Annotated in this window: 24 protein-coding genes; 13 read left to right on the top strand and 11 right to left on the bottom strand. The window is 64.2% G+C overall.

The features are described 5' to 3' along the window. Positions 1-359: 359 nt before the first annotated feature. The 5 genes from QPK31_RS24940 to QPK31_RS24920 form a co-directional block, all read right to left on the bottom strand. Positions 360-770, bottom strand: coding sequence for an endonuclease (locus QPK31_RS24940; protein ID WP_290425592.1), 411 nt, complete (start codon positions 768-770; stop codon positions 360-362). Then, a complete protein-coding gene (dnaB, locus tag QPK31_RS24935; RefSeq protein ID WP_290425591.1) occupies positions 767-2,137 on the bottom strand; it encodes a replicative DNA helicase in 1,371 nt (456 codons plus the stop codon). The genes QPK31_RS24940 and dnaB overlap by 4 nt, the downstream gene beginning before the upstream one ends. Next, a complete protein-coding gene (locus QPK31_RS24930) occupies positions 2,134-3,207 on the bottom strand; it encodes a replication protein (RefSeq protein WP_290425590.1) in 1,074 nt (357 codons plus the stop codon). Before QPK31_RS24930 ends, dnaB begins: the two co-directional genes overlap by 4 nt. After that, on the bottom strand, positions 3,204-3,524 hold the full coding sequence (locus QPK31_RS24925) for a hypothetical protein (RefSeq protein ID WP_290425589.1): 321 nt from the start codon (positions 3,522-3,524) through the stop codon (positions 3,204-3,206). Before QPK31_RS24925 ends, QPK31_RS24930 begins: the two co-directional genes overlap by 4 nt. Before the next feature lie 79 nt (positions 3,525-3,603). Further along, complete coding sequence (locus QPK31_RS24920; protein ID WP_290425413.1) at positions 3,604-3,846, bottom strand: YdaS family helix-turn-helix protein; 243 nt, start codon at positions 3,844-3,846, stop codon at positions 3,604-3,606. 103 nt (positions 3,847-3,949) lie between these two features. Here QPK31_RS24920 and QPK31_RS24915 point away from each other — a divergent pair, with 103 nt between their 5' ends. The 12 genes from QPK31_RS24915 to xth all read left to right on the top strand — a co-directional run bounded on the left by QPK31_RS24915 (position 3,950) and on the right by xth (position 9,324). After that, entirely contained in the window at positions 3,950-4,660 is a 711-nt protein-coding gene (locus QPK31_RS24915) for a S24 family peptidase (protein ID WP_290425588.1), read from the top strand. 13 nt (positions 4,661-4,673) lie between these two features. Then, positions 4,674-5,057 carry an HIRAN domain-containing protein gene (locus tag QPK31_RS24910; RefSeq protein ID WP_290425587.1) on the top strand — a complete coding sequence of 128 codons (384 nt, stop codon included), beginning with the start codon at positions 4,674-4,676 and terminating at the stop codon, positions 5,055-5,057. A 36-nt stretch (positions 5,058-5,093) separates the two neighbouring features. After that, positions 5,094-5,456, top strand: coding sequence for a DUF2513 domain-containing protein (locus QPK31_RS24905; RefSeq protein WP_290425586.1), 363 nt, complete (start codon positions 5,094-5,096; stop codon positions 5,454-5,456). A gap of 549 nt (positions 5,457-6,005) precedes the next feature. Beyond that, positions 6,006-6,518, top strand: a complete 513-nt coding sequence (locus QPK31_RS24900) for a hypothetical protein (protein ID WP_290425585.1) — start codon at positions 6,006-6,008, stop codon at positions 6,516-6,518. Continuing rightward, positions 6,515-6,841, top strand: a complete 327-nt coding sequence (locus QPK31_RS24895; protein WP_290425584.1) for a hypothetical protein — start codon at positions 6,515-6,517, stop codon at positions 6,839-6,841. Before QPK31_RS24900 ends, QPK31_RS24895 begins: the two co-directional genes overlap by 4 nt. 32 nt (positions 6,842-6,873) lie before the next feature. Beyond that, positions 6,874-7,167 carry a hypothetical protein gene (locus tag QPK31_RS24890; protein ID WP_290425583.1) on the top strand — a complete coding sequence of 98 codons (294 nt, stop codon included), beginning with the start codon at positions 6,874-6,876 and terminating at the stop codon, positions 7,165-7,167. Beyond that, positions 7,167-7,334 (top strand): hypothetical protein, encoded by a 168-nt coding sequence (locus QPK31_RS24885; RefSeq protein ID WP_290425582.1) that lies wholly within the window; start codon positions 7,167-7,169, stop codon positions 7,332-7,334. Before QPK31_RS24890 ends, QPK31_RS24885 begins: the two co-directional genes overlap by 1 nt. Next, positions 7,331-7,750, top strand: coding sequence for a hypothetical protein (locus QPK31_RS24880; RefSeq protein WP_290425581.1), 420 nt, complete (start codon positions 7,331-7,333; stop codon positions 7,748-7,750). The genes QPK31_RS24885 and QPK31_RS24880 overlap by 4 nt, the downstream gene beginning before the upstream one ends. Next, positions 7,747-8,049, top strand: coding sequence for a hypothetical protein (locus QPK31_RS24875; protein WP_290425580.1), 303 nt, complete (start codon positions 7,747-7,749; stop codon positions 8,047-8,049). Before QPK31_RS24880 ends, QPK31_RS24875 begins: the two co-directional genes overlap by 4 nt. Beyond that, on the top strand, positions 8,046-8,246 hold the full coding sequence (locus QPK31_RS24870; RefSeq protein ID WP_290425579.1) for a hypothetical protein: 201 nt from the start codon (positions 8,046-8,048) through the stop codon (positions 8,244-8,246). Before QPK31_RS24875 ends, QPK31_RS24870 begins: the two co-directional genes overlap by 4 nt. A gap of 2 nt (positions 8,247-8,248) precedes the next feature. Further along, on the top strand, positions 8,249-8,428 hold the full coding sequence (locus tag QPK31_RS24865) for an AlpA family transcriptional regulator (RefSeq protein WP_290425578.1): 180 nt from the start codon (positions 8,249-8,251) through the stop codon (positions 8,426-8,428). 131 nt (positions 8,429-8,559) lie between these two features. Then, positions 8,560-9,324, top strand: coding sequence for an exodeoxyribonuclease III (gene xth / locus QPK31_RS24860; protein WP_290425577.1), 765 nt, complete (start codon positions 8,560-8,562; stop codon positions 9,322-9,324). 168 nt (positions 9,325-9,492) lie between these two features. Here the strand turns inward: xth and QPK31_RS24855 are convergent, their stop codons facing one another. The 6 genes from QPK31_RS24855 to prpB form a co-directional block, all read right to left on the bottom strand. Then, complete coding sequence (locus tag QPK31_RS24855) at positions 9,493-12,363, bottom strand: EAL domain-containing protein (protein WP_308634301.1); 2,871 nt, start codon at positions 12,361-12,363, stop codon at positions 9,493-9,495. 177 nt (positions 12,364-12,540) lie between these two features. Beyond that, positions 12,541-13,731 (bottom strand): 2-methylaconitate cis-trans isomerase PrpF, encoded by a 1,191-nt coding sequence (gene prpF, locus QPK31_RS24850; protein ID WP_290425575.1) that lies wholly within the window; start codon positions 13,729-13,731, stop codon positions 12,541-12,543. A gap of 223 nt (positions 13,732-13,954) precedes the next feature. Further along, positions 13,955-16,555: a Fe/S-dependent 2-methylisocitrate dehydratase AcnD gene (gene acnD, locus QPK31_RS24845; RefSeq protein ID WP_290425574.1), complete on the bottom strand. Its 2,601-nt coding sequence runs from the start codon at positions 16,553-16,555 to the stop codon at positions 13,955-13,957. Next, complete coding sequence (locus tag QPK31_RS24840) at positions 16,552-17,088, bottom strand: GNAT family N-acetyltransferase (protein ID WP_290425573.1); 537 nt, start codon at positions 17,086-17,088, stop codon at positions 16,552-16,554. The genes acnD and QPK31_RS24840 overlap by 4 nt, the downstream gene beginning before the upstream one ends. Continuing rightward, positions 17,088-18,242 carry a 2-methylcitrate synthase gene (gene prpC / locus QPK31_RS24835; protein WP_290425572.1) on the bottom strand — a complete coding sequence of 385 codons (1,155 nt, stop codon included), beginning with the start codon at positions 18,240-18,242 and terminating at the stop codon, positions 17,088-17,090. The genes QPK31_RS24840 and prpC overlap by 1 nt, the downstream gene beginning before the upstream one ends. A 19-nt stretch (positions 18,243-18,261) precedes the next feature. Next, positions 18,262-19,146: a methylisocitrate lyase gene (gene prpB / locus QPK31_RS24830; protein WP_290425571.1), complete on the bottom strand. Its 885-nt coding sequence runs from the start codon at positions 19,144-19,146 to the stop codon at positions 18,262-18,264. Positions 19,147-19,347: 201 nt separating this feature from the next. Here prpB and prpR point away from each other — a divergent pair, with 201 nt between their 5' ends. Further along, positions 19,348-20,973, top strand: a complete 1,626-nt coding sequence (prpR, locus tag QPK31_RS24825; RefSeq protein WP_290425570.1) for a propionate catabolism operon regulatory protein PrpR — start codon at positions 19,348-19,350, stop codon at positions 20,971-20,973. Positions 20,974-21,023 lie beyond the last annotated feature (50 nt).

The following is a 21,023-nucleotide window of genomic DNA, read 5'->3' as shown; positions in this document are numbered from 1 at the left end:
TAAATGTTAAATTTTGGAAATTATTTTACTGTCGCGTTGCTACCACAAAATCGGGCCTGTTTCGATCAAAGTTTCTGGGAATTTCTCGATCGGAGAAGCGAAAAATTGAAGTTATAGTGGTCTTGCTGTGTACCGCAGCAACCCTCTAAAAACCATTAATCGAAAAAGGAAAAAGTATGCCTATTGACCAATCAAAAGTAGTAAAGGGAGGTGTTTATGCCACCCCCAGCAATCAAGAGCTCAAGGTCGTCGATATCCTCCCGGGCGACCTTGTGAAGTTCGACGCGCGCAGTGTGAACGGTAGTAAGTGGCATCCCCACTCAGTCCTTGGCAAGGAGCCTTCGCGCGAGAAGTTCGCGTCAGAGTGCGAGCGGATCGTGAGCCTCCCCAAACCGTAACGCGCCGCCGATCTCCACCCGCACCGCGCCAGGCTTTCCCCCATACTCGCGCCGGATCGTCACCGGCTCGAACTGGCTGTCGTTCACGCCCAGGGCGTCAGCCACGCCGTCCAGCATCGGCTTGCACGCGGCCAGCAGGTTGTCGCGGTCACGGGCGCGGCGGTCGGGCTGTACGAACGTGATCACCAGCGCCAGCTCGGCGCCCGGCTCGAAGCGCTGGCCGGTGGCGGCAGCCTGGGTCAGCAGCGCGGCGCCGGCGCGGGCCGACTTGCGCAGCGCCACCGTCGACGCCCAGTGCTTGCCTTTCGAGTTGTTCGGGTTCAGGCGGCGGTCGGGGAATGGCAGGGTCACCAGGATGGCCGGGCGCGTCATTCGAACCTCGGGCTGCTGCGACCACGGCCTGGCGCCGCCTGCGGTGGGCAGCCGCTCCAGGGTTCGAAGCGGCACGTTGCTCCCTCGAAGCGCAGCTGGATGTCGCCCAGCGCGCCGCTGCGCTGCTTGCGCACCAGCACCTCGGCAAAGCCGCGTAGCTCGGCGTTCTCCGGCTCGTACATCTCGGGGCGGTGCACCAGCATGACGATGTCAGCGTCCTGCTCGATCTCGCCCGAGTCGCGCAGATCAGAAAGCACAGGGCGCTTGTCGGGCCGCCCTTCGACCGCTCGATTGAGCTGGGCCAGCGCGATGACGGCCACGCCGAGTTCCTTGGCCAGCGCCTTCAGCCCGCGCGAGTATGAGCCGATCTGCTCGTGGCGCTTCTCGCCCTCCCCGCCGCTCATCAGGCCCAGGTAATCGACGATGATGACGTCGAGGCCGTGACGGCGCTTCCAGGCCTTCGCCTTCATACGCAGGTCGAGCAGCGAGATGGCCGGGGTGTCGTCGATGGCAAAGCGCAGGCTGTCGAGCTTGATGCAGCCGTTCGTCACCCCGGGCCAGTCCTCGGCGCCGGACATGTCGCCCAGGATCGACGCCAGCGGCACGCGGCCGCGGTTGGAGAGCGCGCGCGCCGCGATTTCCTGGCTCTCCATTTCCATGCTGAAGTTGAGCACGCTGACGTCCGCCGCCATGTTCAGGCCGATGTCGGAGGTCAGCGCGGTCTTGCCCATCGAGGGGCGGCCGGCGACGATGATCAGCTGGCCAGGACGCAGGCCGCCGTTGAACAGGCGGTCAATCGGTGCGATCCCGGTCGGCATGGCGCCGCTCTCGCCCTCGGCGCGCTTCTCGATCTGTTCCAGCACGCCCTGCAGCACATCGCGGATCATCCGCGGCTCGTTGCGCACGCGCCGCTCGGCCAGGCTGGTGACCATCGACTGCATGGCATCCAGGATCTCGTCGGCGGACTTTCCCTTTGTGTTCTGGGCCAGACCGTTGATCGAATCGGCCACGTGCATCACGCCGCGCAGCAGAGCGCGGTCGACCACGATGCTGACGTAGCGGCTGACGTTGGCGGCGCTCGGCACGCTCTGCGACAGCTTGATGAGGTACTCTCCCAGGCCGTCGAGGAACGGACCGCCACGAGCTTGCAGCGCGGCCCAGACGGTAACCGGGTCGGCGGCGTGGCCCTGCTTGATCAACGCCAGGATCTCAGCGTAGATCGCGCGGTGGTCGTCGCGGGTGAAATGCTTCACCTGCAGGTCGCCCAGCTTGTCGACGGCGTCGTTGACCCTGAGCAGCGCGCCCAGCACGGCCTGCTCGGCCTCGATCGACTGCGGGATGGGGTTGTGGTCTGCCATGTTGCTCATGCTGCTTTCTTTCCGTGTTGACCGCCGCTGATGTCGGCGAAGCCTTTTCGGCTGATGATCCAATCGAACCCTGCGCGCGGCGGGATGGCCGCGTTGTCGCGCACCCAGGGGAAGAACTTTTCGACGAAGCCTGGCTTCTGCGAGAACGTGACGAACTCCCTGATCGCTGCGGCACGCGCCGGCACGAAGATCGACGTGGACACGTCGCCCAGCTGGGCGCCCAGCACGTGGTTGAACGCGTCGATCACGGCAACCTCGTCGGTGCTGTACGCGGCCTGCACCTCGTCGAGCCAGCCGGCGGCATTGAGCCACGAGGCCGGGTACGGAATGAACTTCGGATCGCTCCACTCGCCCGATGCCTTGACCTGCTCCAGGCTGGCCAGGATCTGCTCGAGCAGCGTGTCGTCGGGGTTGAGCTTCGTGAACGCCTTGACGGCGTCGTTGCGCGACCGCTTCCGGGGGTAGGCCTCGTAGAAGCGCTCGAACCTTGCTTGCACCTGGTCGGCTGTGCGGCGCTGAGGCTTCCCAGCCGCCACGGCATCATCCTCACCGGTTTCCGTTTCGTCCTGCTCGCCGACCGCCGGAGCGCAAGAACTTTTCTTTTGGTGGTTGTCTTTTGGAAGGTTGTCTTTTGTGTGTACCGAATCGGTACTATCGACCTGTACCGATTCGGTACTACCCCTGTACTCATTCGGTACATGTACCGATTCGGTACTAGGGTGTACTGATTCGGTACTATCTGGCGTGCTTTTCAGCTGGTCAGCACTCACCCACTTCGTGTGGTTTTTCTGGATGCCGATCATCGACCCGAACCGGCCCGGGCGCTTCGTGATCACATTGCGCAGCGCCAGCGCGTTGAGCGTGGACGTCACGTGCGGGCGCGCGAGCGCGCACAGGTCGCCGATCTGCGATGCCGACAGGTCGTCCTCCTTCTTGCCGTAGCCGTAGGTCTTGCGGACGATTGTCAGCAGCACCAGCAGCTCGCGCTGGCTGAACCCATGGGACAGGATGGCCTCGAACAGCTCATTGGCGATCCGGATGAAGCCGTCTTCAAGCTGGGGCGTGCTCATTTTTGGCCGTCACCTGGGCGGCCGGTGTCGGGCGCTTCGTCGGGTGGAGCGCCATGGCCATACACCCAGGCGACCTCGTCGACGTTCGCGTAATAGCCGCAGGCGCCGATGCGTGTCGGCTCGATCCAGCGCTGGCCAACCTCGGCGGCCGGCGCCAGCCGGCGCACACACGAGGTGCACGATACGAGGTCGCTGCCGTGGCACTTGAGAAGATACGCGCGCGCGGCCAGCGGCGGGACATCGAGTTGCGGCGGCGCCGTGCCGCTTATGCGGGTTGCGTCGGCCTGGCCGGCGCGTGTCGCGGTGGGGAATGCCATGCTACTCTCCAAAATTTGGGCGTAAAGAGTCCCTATGCCGAGCGGAACCCCGGTCGGCGTCGATACAAGATCTAATGGATCAGTTCGTTGCGGCTATGCTTTGCGCCAGCTCTGGCCAGATGGATTGCCAGTCGTCAGGCCGTAGCTCGCGGCGGGTAGCAATCCCCGCTTTCTCAAGCGTTGGCGCGAGCCGGATCAGCTTGTCGTCGGGTATGCCATTCGCACGCCAGCCGACAACAGAAGGCGGTTTAATGCCAAGCAGACGCGCAACTACGGCGGGCCCACCAAGCTTATCGATCAATTCACTGGAAGTAGGTATCACACTCGCTCCTTAGGCAGCCTAACTTTTTCAAGAACTCATGTTAGGAGTAACTAATTTCAAAGTCAATAGCCACTCCTAACTATTTTCATGTTAGGATGTCCTAATGAACTTATCAGAACGACTAAGAAAAGCGATGGAGGCTTCTGGCACTAGCCAGGCCGATCTAGCGCGCGCGTGCGGCGTCAAGGCGCCGAGTGTCCATGGCTGGCTGAGCGGTAAGTCTAAGTTCTTGCGTGGCGAGAATTTGCTCAAGGCGGCGCGCGTTCTAGGGGTAAGCCAGGATTGGCTGGCTACTGGAAGTGGGCCGATGCATGTGGGTGCTGACATAGCTCAAGAGCACGGCTTACCGTCAGGTACCTTTAGAAAGGTGGTTGCAGTTGACGATGATGACCCCCGGATTACCTTAATTCCAAAGGTACGTCTGCGGTTAACCGCCGGGATCAGCGGGTTTCATGTGGAAGCCGAATTAGGTGACGATTCTACCTCGACGGTTCCGACTCACTGGATGCGTGATCGCGGGTTTAAGAAAGAGCACTTGATTGCAATTGACGTCCGCGGCGAGAGTATGGAGCCGACGTTCTATGCCGGAGATACAGCAGTGCTTAACACAGCTGATAAAGAACCTGTCGATGGCGGTGTATTTGCCATCAATTACGAGGGTGAGCCTGTTGTAAAGCGAATGACCCGTGATGCTGGTCAATGGTGGCTTACATCAGATAATTCTGATCAGCGGCGTTTCCCGCGAAAACTTTGCGAGGGCGATGGGTGCATCATTATCGGCCGAGTTGTGCGCAAAGAATCGGAACGGTTCTAAGACCTATAAACGAATGAAGTTCGAGATCCCATTTATTAAAGGTCCAGGGCGATACCTCATCAATGTCGCTGGCGAAAGCTTCTATCCCGAAAGTTTTGCTTTCCTCTGCGGACCGCGCCGAGAAGATGGAGTCAATATCGAAGCTCGGGCCCAGCTTGACCTGCAAGATGACAACCCGCACGACAAGCATGCGGTTCGAGTTTCGATCCAGGGGCATCCTGTCGGTCACCTGTCACGCGAGCACGCACGCGCCTTTCGTCGCACGGTGCGGTATGGCGAGCTGAGCATGCACGAGACATTTGAGTGCGCCGCGATCATATGCGGTGGGTGGGACCGTGGCGAAGACGGCACCGGCCATTTTGGCGTGCGGCTGGATTTAAATCTGGACGATGATTGAGGCAAAGCAATAGCGTAGCGCCGATGGAAGGAATATATGAAGCGTGACATGGACCTTGCACGGATTATCTTGCTCGATCTCGAGCAGAACGATATTCCTCGATATGAGCAGCTAAAACTAGATGGTTATGATGAAGAGAAAATTGGCTATCACTGCTACTTGCTTGCTCAAGCCGGGTTAATCGTCGCCGTTGACGCCACCGATACGGAAAATCTCCTCCCTAATTACATCCCCTCTCATCTGACGTGGGATGGCCATGAATTTCTCAACGGAATTAAGGCTCCATCGGATTGGGAGCGAATTAAAAAGTCGGTCATTCAGCCGGCTGGAGGATTTGTCTTTTCCTTTGCAAAAGAATATATTTTGCACGAACTCAAGACCCGTACAGGTATTTCCTAAGACTCTGAGCGCAATTGAAGTAACAAGTAGCGCCGTGCTCGACAAGGCGCTTCCCCATCGGATCCATGGTGCGTTCCGCGCACTGGAACTGACTTCTTGCGCTCTGCTCCCACTCAAGCACAAGGCGCATCAGCGCAGCCGTTTCTAATGAAGTTGGCGCGCCTTTCGGCTGCTGCAGCGACTCGTCATCGGACGTAGATCGCGTGCTCGACTGTGCTTCCATTCCCGGCTCCCCACCCGCCCAGCGCGGGTATTTTTTTGCCCGACGATTCGAGCATGCCTAGTTTACCGTCACAGAGAGAGAACGCCGAGAAAATAATTAGCCACTCCTATTGACAGGCATATTAGCTTCTCCTAATATGAACCCGTCTCTGCTTAGCTTGCTCTTCAAGTTGCAGCTTCGCAAATAAAAAAACCACCCGGTGCTGGAACACTGGATGGCCTCGTACAACCTAATTTCTGGGGTGGGAAATGGTGCACGCTAATAGTATCAAAAAGGAAATGTCGAGCACAAGCAATAATTTGCCATGTGAAAACTATACAACAAGGATGACGCAAACGCTGGTCGTGGAAGGCATGGTGCTTCAGCTGCCGCTGCGCTACACCGGCGGTGATTTGGGCCTGACCGGCAATGCTGAGCCATCGATTGATTTCGCCGACAGCAATGGTCAGCGACTCTACGACCAGCCTCTGGAGTGGGTTCTGCGCCACCTCGACCGCTTCGAAGAAGAACGGGAGCAATTCCGGCTGCTGAATGACGTTGCGATCCATTTCGGCCTCGGTGCATATGCGCTGATGGGCGCCGAAATGGCCAGCCTCGGCGAAAGCAAGGATGACTGGCGCCACGAAGGGACGCTCACCCTGCTCCACCACAATCTGGGTGTTACGACGTTCACCGGCATCGCCGTACGCTCGCATGCCGGCCGCTGCGGAATGACGCTGGAAGAGGCGTTGTGGCGCTTCGACCAGTTCGGCGCCGACGACCAGGCCGAGCTGATGGCCGGCTTGGCCAAGCACTTCGACCTAGGCCAAGCGCGCCGCGAAACGGCAGGTGCAGCATGAGCGCCCCGGCACCGCTGTTCAAGCCGTTTGCGTGGGTGGCGCCGAAGGACCAGCGGGACACCGGCCGCTACACGATGCTGTGCAACATTCGCGACCTCGCTTGCGGCGTTGGCGTGGTGCTGGCTATGGTCGAGCGCCAGCAGCTGGATGCGGAGCGTGGCGACGCGCCGATTGTAGACGCAGCAGATGCTCTGCGCCTGACCCGCATGTCGATCGCGTCGATGAACATGATCGAGTTCTGCATCGACGATCACTTCGACCAGATGTCGGACTTGGCTGAGGCGTCTCGCCAGTTCGCGGGACAGCAGCGAGGTGGCGCATGAAGGCCCATTTCACAAAGCGCGGCGGCGAGTACTTGCTGTCACTCGCGGCCACCCTGGCGGTGGTGGCCGATGCGATTCACAGCCCCGACAGTGGCGCGGAAGGCAAGGTCCGCGCGGCGTGTGTCATCGACCAGGTGATGGCGGCGGCGCGCGCGGCCAAGTTCGAGCAGGCCGACATCCTCGAGACGATGCTGGCAGCCCGCACCCACCCTACCCGCCTGATCCCAGTCTTCGATGCCCTGGTCGCCCGCGTGGGCAGCCCGAAAGTGGTCGAGATCATCCAACAAGGGCTGGCGTCGGCCAGCTCACAGAACGGAGGCAAGTAATGCCTGGCTACACCATCTATCGCACCACTGCGCCGGCGGTCGTCCGCCTGGCGCGCAGCAAGCCGGCCGCCGAGGCCGGGTTTATCACCCTGATTCTGCTGGCCGGCCTTGCGCTGGATGGCCTAGCCGGCATCGTCCTGACCGTACTGGAGAACATCACGAAATGAACACGCACACCACCGAACTGAACGAGACGCCGCCGGATGAGCGCCTGTACTGCGAGCCGGAGCCTTTCGAGGGGATCGAGCTTGAGCGCCAGAAGTTCGAAGCCTGGGCGACCGGGAAAAGCGGGCCGTGGCTGCCAGAAGCACTCGCGCGTGACGATTTCGGCTACAAATCGACGGAGGTCCGCGAGCACTGGAGCATGTGGGTCGAGCTTGCTACGCGCCGCGTGAGTACTGCGCTGGCGCAGGGCACGACGTTGCCGAAGACCGGCGTCAAGGTGACCGACATCACGCGGCTGCAGCGCGATCTGGCGCGCCACGCGGCCGGCGGGGACGTCGACCTGGCGTCCACCTGCGTACTGGCCCAGGCGGTGATCGAGGGCCTGCTGTCTGGCATCGACGCGGGGCAACTGGCATGAGCGCGCGAAACCATCACGCAGCTCGCGGCCGGAGCGCGGTCGGCAGCGTCGACCCGATGCTGATGGGGTTGGTGGCCTTCATCCTCCTGACCGGCGTAGTGGTCGCATTCACGCCACGCGATGTAGAAGCGCCGCAGCAACCAGCGCCAGCACCAGGAGCCGGCATCGCGTACGCGCCTTACGTGTTCGCAGACCACGATACCGGCTGCCAGTACCTCAGCACCCACAACTCGGCCGGCCTGGCGCCGCGCATCGCCGCCGATGGAACGACGCACATGGGATGCGGAGCAGCGCAATGAAGGCTCGGGTTCAGATAGCCCTGAGCGCCCTTTCGGCGCCGGGCGCCGCCTTTATCGCGCTACAGCGAATGGCCACCGGCCAGCCTTGGTGGGCGGCGTTGTGGTTATTCGTCGCCATCATGCACGGATGGATGCTGATCGACAGCGCGCGCGAACTTCGACGCCAGCGCGCCGCTACCAAAATTAATAAGGAGTAGAAATGGAACAGACGCTGTACAAAGTATCGAGCGCGATGAAGAAGCTGGACGTGTGCCGGGCGACGATCTACCGGATGGCCAGCCGCGGCGAACTTGTCCTGGTGAAGATCAGTGAGCGCGCCACCCGTGTTACTGCCGAGAGCATCGACAAGGCTATCGCGGCCGGCAAAGCGAAGAGCTGATCCGGTATCATGCGGCCCGGCGATTGTCTCTTACTGAAGCACATGCGGTTTGTAGCCAGCATTGTAGCTAACAACAAAACGCAGGCTCACAATCCGCCAAAAACCGCATGAACACTGCATCTGGATGAAAAATGAAAATAGCAACATGGAATGTCAACTCGTTGAAGGTTCGCCTGCCCCACTTGCTGAAGTGGCTGGAAACCAGTCCGGTTGACGTACTCTGCCTTCAAGAGACCAAGCTGACCGACGATAAGTTCCCGCTCGCGGAAATTAATTCTGCCGGTTATCAGGTCGTCTACACCGGCCAGAAGACCTACAACGGCGTCGCCATCCTCTCGAAATTCCCGATTACCGACGTGGTCAGGAACAACCCGCGCTTCGAGGATCCACAGCAGCGCATCATCGCCGCCACCATCGAAGGCGTACGCTTTGTGTGCGCCTACATCCCGAACGGGCAGGCGGTCGATTCGGACAAGTATGTCTACAAGCTGGCCTGGCTGAAGGCGCTGCACGAGTGGCTGGCGGCCGAGATGCGCGCGCATCCGCAACTGGCGCTGCTGGGCGACTACAACATCGCCCCCGAAGACCGCGACGTGCACGACCCGGCCGAATGGGAAGGCAAGATCCATTTCTCGGACAAGGAAAAGGCGGCGATGGCGGGACTGGTCGACCTGGGCATGGTGGACGCCTTCCGCATGTTCGAGCAGCCGGAAAAGCAGTACAGCTGGTGGGATTACCGCATGATGGCCTTCCGCCGCAACCGCGGGCTGCGGATCGACCATATCCTGCTGTCGACCGAACTGGCCAAGCGCTGCACGGCCTGCACCATCGACCGCGAGCCGCGCAAGTGGGAGCAGCCGTCGGATCATACGCCGGTGATTGCGACGCTGGATTGATTGTTTGATCGTGGCTTCGATCGCGCGTGCGGCTACGATGCGCTAACGATCACCGCGTGGGCACGGGGGCGCCCACCCTACGCATGCATCGGCCCGTGGCTTCGGACACGTAGGGTGGGGTCATTGATGCCAATGGCATCAATGACGTGCCCGCGCGGGTTTTAGCGGTCACGCGCCAGTATCGGCGGCCAGCAAATCCTGCGTCGCGGCGCTATCGAGCGCCTTCGCAAACAGCCAGCCCTGCACATACTGGCAGCCATACCCGCGCAGCAGCGCCAGCTGCTCCTCGGTCTCTACCCCTTCCGCCACCACCTGCAGCTGCAGGCTGTTCGCCAGCGCCATCACGGCGGCGACGATCGCACGGTCCTCGCTGCTCGCTTCCAGTTCGCGGATAAAGGCGCGGTCGATCTTGATCTTCCTGACCGGGAAGCGCTTCAGGTAGGCCAGGCTCGAGTAGCCGGTGCCGAAGTCGTCGATCGACAAACGCATGCCCATGCGGTTGATCTGGCCGAGGATCTCCAGCGTCTGTTCGCTGTGCTGCATCAGCGCCGACTCGGTGATCTCGAATTCGACCAGGGTCGGGTCGATCCCGGTCTCCTCGACGATGCGCCGGATCGATGCCACCAGCGCGCGGTGCATGAACTGGCGCGCCGACAGGTTGATCGCCAGCGGCACCGCCGGCAAGCCCTGGCGCTGCCAGGCCATGCTCTGCTCGCAGGCGCGGCGGATCACCCATTCCCCCACCGGCACGATCATGCCGTTTTCTTCCAGGATCGGAATGAAGTCGTCCGGCAGGGCGAGGCCGATGCCGGGGCGGCGCCAGCGCAGCAGCACTTCCAGCGCATGCACGCGGCGCGTGGCCATGTCCATGATCGGCTGGTAAAAAGGTTCGAACTCGCCGTTCGCCAGGGCCGTGCGCAGGCTGGTTTCGAGCTCGAAGTGGCGCGCCGCGGCCTGGTTGATGTGCTGCTCGAAGAACTGGTAGTTGTTGCGGCCGGCCGCCTTGGCGTGATACATCGCCGCGTCGGCATGGCGCATCAGGGTCTCGACATCCTGGCCGTCGTCCGGATACAGGCAGATGCCGATCGAGGGCGAGATGTGCAGGCTGTGGCCATCCACCGGCACCGGCTGGGCCAGGGCCTCGATGATCTTGTCGCCGACGGCGTCGCACTCGCTGCTTGCGTGCACGCCCGGCACCAGCACCACGAATTCGTCGCCGCCCAGGCGCGCCACGGTGTCGCTCGCGCGCACCGCGCGGCACAGGCGGTTCGCGACTTCCTTCAGCAGGTAGTCGCCGGTCAGGTGGCCGAGCGAATCGTTGATGTTCTTGAAGCGGTCGAGATCGATGAACATCACGGCCAGCTTGGTATGCGAGCGCCCCGCCGCCAGGATCGCCTGCTCCATGCGGTCGGCGAGCAGCGCGCGGTTCGGCAGGCCGGTCAGGCTGTCGTGGTAGGCCATGTGGTGCACGCGCGCCTCGGCCTGGCGCCGCTCGAGGATCTCGTCCTGCAGCAGCGCGTTGGCGCCGGCCAGTTCCGCCGTGCGTTCGGCCACCCGCACTTCGAGCTCGTCGCGCGCGCGCCGCACCTCCTCGGCGGCTTCGCGTTGGGCGGTGACGTCGTCCACCATCCAGACGCTGCGTCCGCCGGGATTTTCCAGGTCGAAGGGCCGGCCGGACAGCCGCGCCCAGAACACTTCGCCGTCGCGCCGCATCAGGCGGTGCTCGGACACGTGCACGCGCCCGGCCGCGAAGTCGCGCGCGGTCTCGGCGCGCGCCGCCTGCCAGCCGTCGCTGTCGGGGTACAGCGAGCGCACCGACACCCCGCTGATGCCGCCGGCGCCGCAGCCGAATAGCGCTTCCATCTTGCGGTTGCAATGCAGGGTGTGGCCGTTCTCGACCACGGCGATGCCGAGCACCGCGCTGTCGAGGATGGCCTGGTTTTCCAGCAGCGCGTCGCGCAGCGATTCCTCGCTGCGCTTGTGGCGGGTGCGGTCCTCGATGATCCAGGCGTGGCCGTGGGCCGGCTCTTCCGGGTTGACCATGAAGCCGATCAGCTGCACCCACAGCGGCACGCCGTCGGCGCGCACCATCTCGACCTCGGTGGTGTAGGAGCGGCCCCCGGCGAACTGCACCAGCGCGGCCTCGCCGACGGCATCGCAGACGGCGTCGGTCCGGTACAGCTGGCGCACGTGGTGCGGGAGCGGCGTGTCGCCGCGGTAGCCGAACATCTCGCGAAAGCCGCCATTGCAGCGCGTGATGCCGCGGTGGCGCGTGAAAATGATCGCCAGCGCCGAGTTGGTAAGCAGCGCCTCGACTTCGAGCTGGGCGCGGCGCGCTTCGGTGACGTCCTCGACGATCCAGATGGTGCCGGCTTCGCGCCGCCCCGGTTCGACCAGATGCGCGCGCACGCGGCACCAGAACAGCGAGCCGTCGCGGCGGCGGAAGCGCTGGCCCGCCTTTTCGAAGACCTCGCCCTGGGCGATGGTGCCGAAGGCGCCGTCCATGAAGCGGACAAAGGCTTCGGGCGACTCGAACATGTCGACCGGCGCCACGCGCGCCAGCTCTTCCGGGCTGTAGCCGGCCATCGCGGCCAGGCGCGGGTTACAGCTGCGCATCTGGCCGCCCTGGGTGAACAGGATGCCGACCGGCGCGTTCTCGATCAGCACGCGCTGCTCCAGCACCGTGGTGCGCAGGGTCTCGCGGCCCTGCTCGTAGGCGGAGACGTCGGCGAAGACGATGCTGGCGCCGCCCTGCGCGAGCGGCTGCGAACGGACCAGCACCTGCACCTTGCCCCGCGCCGTGCCCAGCACGCCATGCCAGTTGCAATCGAGGTGCAGGGCCTGGGCCAGCTGGCCTTCGGCGGTCTGGGCGGCGGCGTCGACGAAGAGTTCGGGCAGGTTGCGGCCCAGCGGCGAGGCGCCCAGCAGCAGGTCCAGCGCCTCGTTGGCGGCAATGATGACGCCGGCGCCATCGCAGGCGCAGGCAGGGGCGCCCAGCAGCCGCAAGGCATCGGCGACGAGGGCGGGTTGGCTCGACATTCTGTCCATCTTCAGGTGCATCCCAGGCGGCAGCCTCCGGATCCGGGCCGCATATTTCGTTGCCAGATGATAAACCACGTACGAGAAAAACTACTAGCACAATGGAAATATTCGAAGCAAAAACGGGCAGGCGCCGTCGTATTGACGCCACCTGCCCCGCTCCTTTGTGCATCCCGGTCAGAAAGTGTCGCCCGGTACCCGCACCCAGCCTTCCATCAGTACGCGCGCGCTGCGGCTCATCACCGCCTTGGTCACGCTCCATTCGCCGTTCGTCTCGACGGCCTCGGCGCCCACGCGCAGGGTGCCCGACGGATGGCCGAAGCGCACCGCGCTCGGCTTGCCGCCGCCGGCCGCCAGGTTGACCAGGGTGCCCGGCACCGCCGCCGCGGTGCCGATGGCCACGGCCGCCGTGCCCATCATGGCGTGGTGGAGTTTACCCATCGAGAGCGCACGCACGACCAGGTCGATGTCGCCGGCCTGCACCTGCTTGCCGCTCGACGCGGTGTAGTCCAGCGGCGGCGCGACAAAGGCCACCTTGGGCGTGTGCTGGCGGCCGATGGCTTCGTCGGCGTGCTTGATCAGGCCCATGCGCACGGCGCCGGCCGCACGGATGGTCTCGAACAGCACCAGTGCCCTGGGGTCGCCGTTGATGGCGTCCTGCAGCTCGGCGCCGGTGTAGCCGATGTCGGCGGCGTTCAGGAAGATGGTCGGGATGCCGGCGTTGATCATGGTCGCGCGCAAAGTGCCGACGCCCGGCACGTCCAGGTCGTCGACCAGCTGGCCGGTCGGGAACATCGAGCCGCCCGCGCCCTCCTCGTCGGCTGCCGGGTCCATGAATTCGAGCTGGACTTCGGCGGCCGGGAAGGTCACGCCGTCGAGTTCGAAGTCGCCGGTTTCCTGGACTTCGCCGTTCGTGATCGGCACGTGGGCGATGATGGTCTTGCCGATGTTGGCTTGCCAGATGCGGACCGTGGCCATGCCGTTTTGCGGAACGCGTTCCTTGTCGACCAGGCCGGCGCTAATGGCGAACGAGCCGACGGCCGAGGACAAATTGCCGCAGTTGCCGGACCAATCGACAAAGGCCTTGTCGATGGAGACCTGGCCGAACAGGTAGTCGACGTCGTGGCCGGCTTGCGTGCTCTTGGCGACGATGACGGATTTGCTGGTGCTGGAGGTGGCGCCGCCCATGCCGTCGATCTGCTTGCCGTAGGGGTCGGGGCTGCCGATCACGCGCAGCAGGAGCTTGTCGCGGGCTGGGCCGGGTTGTTGGGCGGCCTCGGGGAGGTCTTGCAGGCGGAAGAAGACGCCCTTGCTGGTGCCGCCGCGCATGTAGGTGGCGGGGATTTTGATTTGGGGTTGGTGTGCCATTTTTTCGTTGATCCAGTTTGGTTTGCGGGCGATGCCTCGCTGTACGTGGCCGGGTGTGGGGTGCGTCACCGCGTGGGCACGGCGTGCCCACCGTACGGGATGCGTCTCGACTGCGGTTGACAATGGGGTTTGCCGGGACCGTACGGTGGGCACTCCGTGCCCACGCGGTTACGTGCGTCACCTTGCACCCGCAACGGTGACGCACCGCCCGCAAACGTCAGCCTTATGCGGCGACCTTCGACGACGCCAGGAAGTCCTGCGCAAACCGCTGCAGCACCCCACCCGCCTCGTAGATCGACACCTCTTCCGCCGTATCCAGCCTGCAGGTCACCGGCACCTCGACGCGCTCGCCGTTCTTGCGGTTGACCACCAAGGTGAGCTGCGCACGCGGCGTGCGCTCGCCAACCACGTCATAGGTCTCGGTCCCGTCCAGTCCCAGCGTGAGACGGTTCACGCCCGGCAGGAACTCCAGCGGCAGCACGCCCATGCCGACGAGATTCGTGCGGTGGATGCGCTCGAAGCCCTCGGCCACGATTGCTTCCACGCCCGCCAGGCGCACGCCCTTGGCCGCCCAGTCGCGCGACGAACCCTGGCCGTAGTCTGCGCCGGCCACCACGATCAGCGGCTGCTTGCGCTCCATGTAGGTCTCGATCGCTTCCCACATGCGCGTGACCTGCCCTTCCGGCTCGATGCGCGCCAGCGAGCCGGCACGGACAGAACCGTCCGCATTGCGCACCATCTCGTTCTTCAGGGTTGGATTGGCGAACGTCGCGCGCTGCGCCGTCAGGTGATCGCCGCGGTGGGTGGCGTAGGAGTTGAAGTCTTCCTCCGGCAAGCCCATCTTGAACAGGTATTCGCCGGCCGCGCTGTCGCCCATGATCGCGTTCGACGGCGACAGGTGGTCGGTGGTGATGTTGTCGCCCAGGACCGCCAGCGGACGCATGCCGGTGAGCGAACGAACACCGGCCAGCGCGCCTTCCCAGTACGGCGGACGGCGGATGTAAGTGCTCATCTCGCGCCAGTCGTACAGCGGCGACACGGCCTCGCCATCGTCGGCCACGCGCGCGAACATCGGCGTATAGACCTTGCGGAACTGCTCGGGCTTCACGCTCTGCTCGATCACGGCATCGATCTCGGCGTCGCTCGGCCAGATATCGGCCAGTTTCACCGGCTGACCGTTCGTGTCCAGCCCCAGCACATCCTTCTCGATATCGAAGCGGATCGTGCCGGCAATCGCGTAGGCGATCACCAGCGGCGGCGAGGCCAGGAAGGCCTGCTTCGCGTACGGGTGGATACGGCCGTCGAAGTTGCGGTTGCCCGACAACACAGCGGTGGCGTACAGGTCGCGCTCGACGATCTCCTGCTGGATGACCGGATCCAACGCGCCGCTCATGCCGTTGCAGGTGGTACAGGCAAAGGCGACCACGCCGAAGCCCAGCTTTTCCAGTTCCGGCATCAGGCCCGCTTCTTCCAGATACAGCGACACCGCTTTCGAGCCCGGCGCCAGCGAGGACTTGACCCAATCCTTGCGCAGCAGGCCGCGTGCGTTGGCATTGCGTGCCAACAGGCCGGCGGCGATCATGTTGCGCGGGTTGTTCGTGTTGGTGCAACTGGTGATCGCCGCGATGATGACGGCGCCATCCGGCATGCGGCCCGGCTCATTTTCCACGACACCAGCGATGCCGCGCGCCGCCAGCTCCGAGGTCGGCACGCGCTTGTGCGGGTTCGACGGGCCGGCGATATTCCGTACCACGGTCGACAGATCGAAGCGCAGCACGCGCTCGTATTCGGCCGTGACCAGTGCATCGGCCCACAGGCCGGTTTCCTTCGCATACAGCTCGACCAGCTTCACGGTCTCGTCTTCGCGGCCGGTGAGCTTCAGGTACTTGATGGTCTGCTCGTCGATGTAGAATATCGCGGCAGTGGCGCCGAATTCCGGCGCCATGTTCGAGATCGTCGCGCGGTCGCCCAGGGTCAGCTTGGCCGCACCTTCGCCGTAGAACTCGAGGTAAGTGGACACCACTTTCGAGGCGCGCAGGAACTCGGTCAACGCCAGCACCACGTCGGTGGCGGTGATGCCCGGCTGCGGTTTACCGGTCAGTTCGACGCCGACGATATCGGGCAGGCGCATGTAGGACGCGCGGCCCAGCATCACGCTCTCGGCTTCCAGGCCGCCCACGCCGATGGCGATCACGCCCAGCGCGTCGACCATCGGGGTGTGCGAATCGGTGCCGACCAGGGTATCCGGGAAGGCCACGCCATCCTTGGTCTGGATGACCGGCGACATGCGCTCCAGGTTAATCTGGTGCAGGATGCCGTTCCCGGGCGGGATCACGTCCACGTTCTGGAAGGCCTTCTTGGTCCAGTCGATGAAGTGGAAACGGTCTTCGTTGCGGCGGTCTTCGATGGCGCGGTTCTTGGCAAAGGCGTCGGGGTCGAAGCCGCCGCACTCCACCGCCAGCGAGTGGTCGACCACCAGCTGGGTCGGCACCACCGGGTTCACCAGGGCCGGATTGCCGCCTTCGAGCGCGATGGCGTCGCGCAGGCCGGCCAGGTCGACCAGGGCGGTCTGGCCCAGGATGTCGTGGCAGACCACGCGCGCCGGGAACCAGGGAAAGTCGAGGTCGCGTTTACGCTCGATGAGCTGCTTCAGCGACGGCACCAGCGACACGGGCTCGCAGCGGCGCACCAGGTTTTCGGCCAGCACGCGCGAGGTGTAGGGCAGCTTGTCCCAGGCGCCGGCTTCGATCTCGTCGACGGCTGCGCGCGCGTCGAAGTAATGCAGATTGGTGCCGTGCAGGGGTTTGCGGTATGCGTTGTTCATGATGTCGGTGTTACGAGAGATAGTTGTCGATGCTGCTTGGCGTAATACTGGCCGTCATGCAAAAAGGCGTCCGGCTCCAGGCCGAACTGCCTGAAGCCGAAACGCTCGTACAGGCCGATGGCCGCCGCATTCCCGTCGATGACGGTGAGCGTGATCTGGCGGATAAAGCCGAGCGAGCGGGCGAAGCCGATCAGGTGCGCTACCAGCGCGGAAGCGATGCCGCGGCGCTGGCGTGCGGGATCGACCACCAGGGCATTCAGGCTGGCCGAGTGGCGGTTCTTCTGCCCGTCCTGCGTGCGCAAGCAGATGGCGCCGGCCAGCTCGATGCCGTCGAAGGCGCCGAACCAGTAGTCGCCGGCCTTGTCCAGGCGCTGCTCGGCCCAGGCCAGCGGTTGCAGCAGCGCTTCGTCATACGAGGGACGAAAGGCGTGCGGAAAGGCGCGCAGGCCCGCCAGCCGCAGCGCACGGTAGCGCGCGGCATCGGCGGGGCCGAGCCGGCGCAGCGTGAGAGCGGTGGCGGGCAGCGTGTGCATTATGTACGGTCGGCGATCGGCACGAATTGCAGGTCTTCCGGACCGACGTAGTTCGCGCTCGGGCGGATGATCTTGTTGTCGATGCGCTGCTCGATGATGTGGGCGGCCCAGCCCGAGGTGCGCGAGATGACGAACAGCGGCGTGAACATCGCGGTCGGCACGCCCATCATGTGGTACGACACGGCCGAGAACCAGTCCAGGTTCGGGAACATCTTCTTCACTTCCCACATCACCGACTCGAGGCGCTCGGCGATGTCGAACATCTTCATCGAACCGGCCGACTGCGACAGGCTGCGCGCCACTTCCTTGATCACCACGTTGCGCGGGTCGCTGATGGTGTACACCGGGTGGCCGAAGCCGATCACGACTTCCTTGTTCGCCACGCGGTTGCGGATGTCGGCCTCGGCTTCGTCGGCGTTTTCGTAGCGCTTCTGGATGTCCAGCGCAACCTCGTTGGCGCCGCCGTGCTTCGGACCGCGCAGCGCGCCGATGGCGCCGGTAATCGCCGAGTGCATGTCCGAACCGGTGCCGGCGATCACGCGCGCGGTGAAGGTCGAGGCATTGAATTCGTGTTCGGCGTACAGGATCAGCGAGGTGTGCATCGCCTGTACCCACTCGTCCGATGGCTTATGACCGTGCAGCAGGTGCAGGAAGTGGCCGCCGATGGAATCGTCGTCGGTCTCGGTCTCGATGCGCTTGCCGTTATGGCTGTAGTGGTACCAGTACAGCAGCATCGAGCCGAACGAGGCCATCAGGCGGTCGGCGATGTCGCGTGCGCCGGCGACATTGTGGTCGTCTTTTTCCGGCAGCGCGCAACCGAGCGCCGAGACGCCGGTACGCATCACGTCCATCGGGTGGCTGCCGGCCGGCAGGGCTTCCAGCGCCAGCTTCACGGCTTGCGGCAGGCCGCGCAGCATTTTCAGCTTGGCCTTGTAGCCGCGCAGTTCGGCGGCGGTCGGCAGTTTGCCGTGCACCAGCAGGTAGGCGATTTCCTCGAATTCGCAGGAGTCGGCCACGTCCAGGATGTCGTAGCCGCGGTAGTGCAGATCGTTGCCCGATTTGCCGACCGAGCACAGGGCGGTGTTACCGGCGGCGACGCCCGACAGGGCCACGGATTTCTTCGGCTTGAAGGTTGGGGTTTGTTGTTCGCTCATGTTGGTCTCCTGTTTTCGATTATTTCTTTTGTGCGGCAAAAAGGGCATCCAGCTTCTGTTCGAAGTCGTGGTAATTGATGCGCTCGTAGAGTTCGGCGCGGGTCTGCATGGTGTCGACCACGGCCTGCTGGCTGCCGTCGCGGCGAATCGCAGTGTAGACGTTTTCGGCCGCCTTGTTCATGGCGCGGAAGGCGGACAGCGGGTACAGCACCAGGCCGACGTCGGCCGTCTTCAGTTCGTCGACCGTGAACAGCGGAGTCGAGCCGAACTCGGTGATGTTGGCCAGGATCGGCACGCCGACGGCTTTCGCGAACTTCGAATACATGGCGAGATCCGTCATCGCTTCCGGGAAGACCATGTCGGCGCCGGCTTCGACGCAGGCGACGGCGCGGTCGATGGCGGCGTCGATGCCTTCCACGGCCAGCGCATCGGTGCGCGCCATGATCACGAAGTTCTCGTCGGTGCGGGCGTCCACCGCTGCCTTGATGCGGTCGACCATCTCGGCTTTCGAGACGATTTCCTTGCCCGGACGGTGGCCGCAGCGCTTGGCGCCGACCTGGTCCTCGATGTGCATGGCGGCGGCGCCGAACTTGATCATCGACTTCACGGTGCGGGCGACGTTGAATGCCGAGGAACCGAAGCCGGTGTCGACGTCGACCAGCAGCGGCAGGTCGCACACATCGGTGATGCGGCGCACGTCGGTGAGCACGTCGTCCAGGTTCGAGATGCCCAGGTCCGGCAGGCCGAGCGAACCGGCCGCCACGCCGCCACCCGACAGGTAGATGGCCTTGAAGCCGGCACGCTTGGCCAGCAGGGCGTGGTTGGCGTTGATGGCGCCGACAACCTGCAGCGGCGATTCTTCCTGGACGGCGCGGCGGAACAGCGCGCCTGGCGATTGGATCATGGTGTCTCCTGGTGGTTCGATGAATGGATGCTTCGATAACTGCAAGGAGCGTGCCAGCGCAGCCGACACGGTTTGGGCTGTCGAAAAGCCTGATGGTTCAGGCATTTAGCGTCAAGCAGCCTCCTGCATCAATATCTACGTTGTTTCATCCGTGTTTCACATTGAAACATGTTCGAAACAGTGTTGCAGTAGAATTGCAACATGCGCCCTCTCTCTCCCCTGCCGCAAGAAGTCGACAAGCCCGTGATCTGGACCGTCTCGGTGTCGCGCCTGTCCGACCTGCTGCGCGACATCACGCTCGAGTATGACCACCTCGCGACCATCGAGCCGATCAACCTCGGCTTCGACGAAGCTGCGCGCCATATCCGCGAACGCATGGCGAGCGAGCGCTGCGACGTGGTGATTGCGGCCGGCTCGAACGGCGCCTACCTGAAAGGCCGCGTCTCGGCGCCGGTGGTCGTGGCCAAGGCCAGCGGCTTCGACGTGATGGGGGCGCTGGCGCGGGCCCGCAAGGTCTCCAGCCGCATCGGCGTGATCAGCTACCAGCAGCCCTTGCCGGAACTGGCCGACTTCAGCGCCACCTTCGGCCTCACCATCGCCCAGCGCACGTATGTGACGCGCGAGGATGCGCGAGCGGCGATCAAGGAGATGAAGACGGCCGGGATCGAGGTCGTAGTCGGCGCCGGATTGATCACGGACCTGGCCGAGGAAGCGGGCCTGACCGGCGTGTTCCTGTACTCGGCGGCCTCGATCCGCCAGGCCTTCGACGATGCGCTGGAGCTCGCCCGCCTGACGCAACTGGAAGCAAACCGCATCCGCCGTGGGCCGGCCAACGAAACGCGGCGCGCGCGGCGCGGCCTGAACGACCTGCGCGGCGAGTCCGAGGCGATGGAGCGGCTGCGCCAGTCGGTGGTGCTGTATGCGCGCTCGCCGGCGACGGTCCTGATCCAGGGCGAGACCGGCAGCGGCAAGGAACTCGTGGCCCAGGCCATCCACCGCGAAGGCCCGCGCAACCTGGGCGCGAACCGGCCTTTCGTGGCGGTGAACTGCGGGGCGATTGCCGAGTCCTTGCTGGAGTCGGAACTGTTCGGGCACGAGGAAGGCGCCTTTACCGGCGCGCGCCGTGGCGGGCATGCGGGCTTGTTCGAGGCCGCGAATCGCGGCACGCTGTTCCTCGACGAGATCGGCGAGATGCCGCTGGCCTTGCAAACGCGTTTGCTGCGCGTGCTGGAAGAGCGCGAAGTCATGCGCGTGGGCGGCACGCGGCCGGTGCCGATCGAGGTGCGGGTAATCAGCGCCACCCACTGCGACCTGGAGGCGCGCGTGCGCGAGGGGCGCTTCCGGGCCGACCTGTTCTATCGTCTTGCCGTGCTGCGCCTGGCGCTGCCGCCGCTGCGCGCGCGCGTGCCGGACATCGCGCCGCTGGCCGAATGGTCGCTGAAGCAGTCGCTGGCGGCATTGGGTGCGCGGCCGCATCCGAACCTGCATGCGGAGTTGACGGCCTGCGCGCCGCTGCTGGAGCGTTATGGCTGGCCGGGGAATGTGCGCGAGCTGCGCAACCTGATGGAGCGCCTGGCCCTGTTCCTGGCGGCGGAACCCTTGCAGGCGCTGACGCCGGGCTTTTTGCTGTCGGTGGCGCCGGAACTGGGACACACTACCCTGGCCGTCGCTCCGGGCACGCCCGCCGCCACGTTCGCGCCCCCGTCCCGTCCTGCGGAAAGCACCGCCGACATCGTGGCGCGCTTCGGCGGCTCGCGCGAGGCAGCGGCGCGGCACCTGGGGATCAGCCGCACCACGCTGTGGCGGCGCCTGAAAGACAACACCTGAGAGGACGCCGGAGACGGCACCTGGATGCGCATGCCCGCAAGCGCTTGAAA

It is taken from the genome of Massilia sp. YIM B02769, from assembly GCF_030411995.1.
Classification (GTDB): Bacteria; Pseudomonadota; Gammaproteobacteria; order Burkholderiales; family Burkholderiaceae_D; genus Telluria.
The sequence above is the reverse complement of the archived record's forward strand: the minus strand, read 5'-3'. Positions and strand labels throughout refer to the sequence as shown.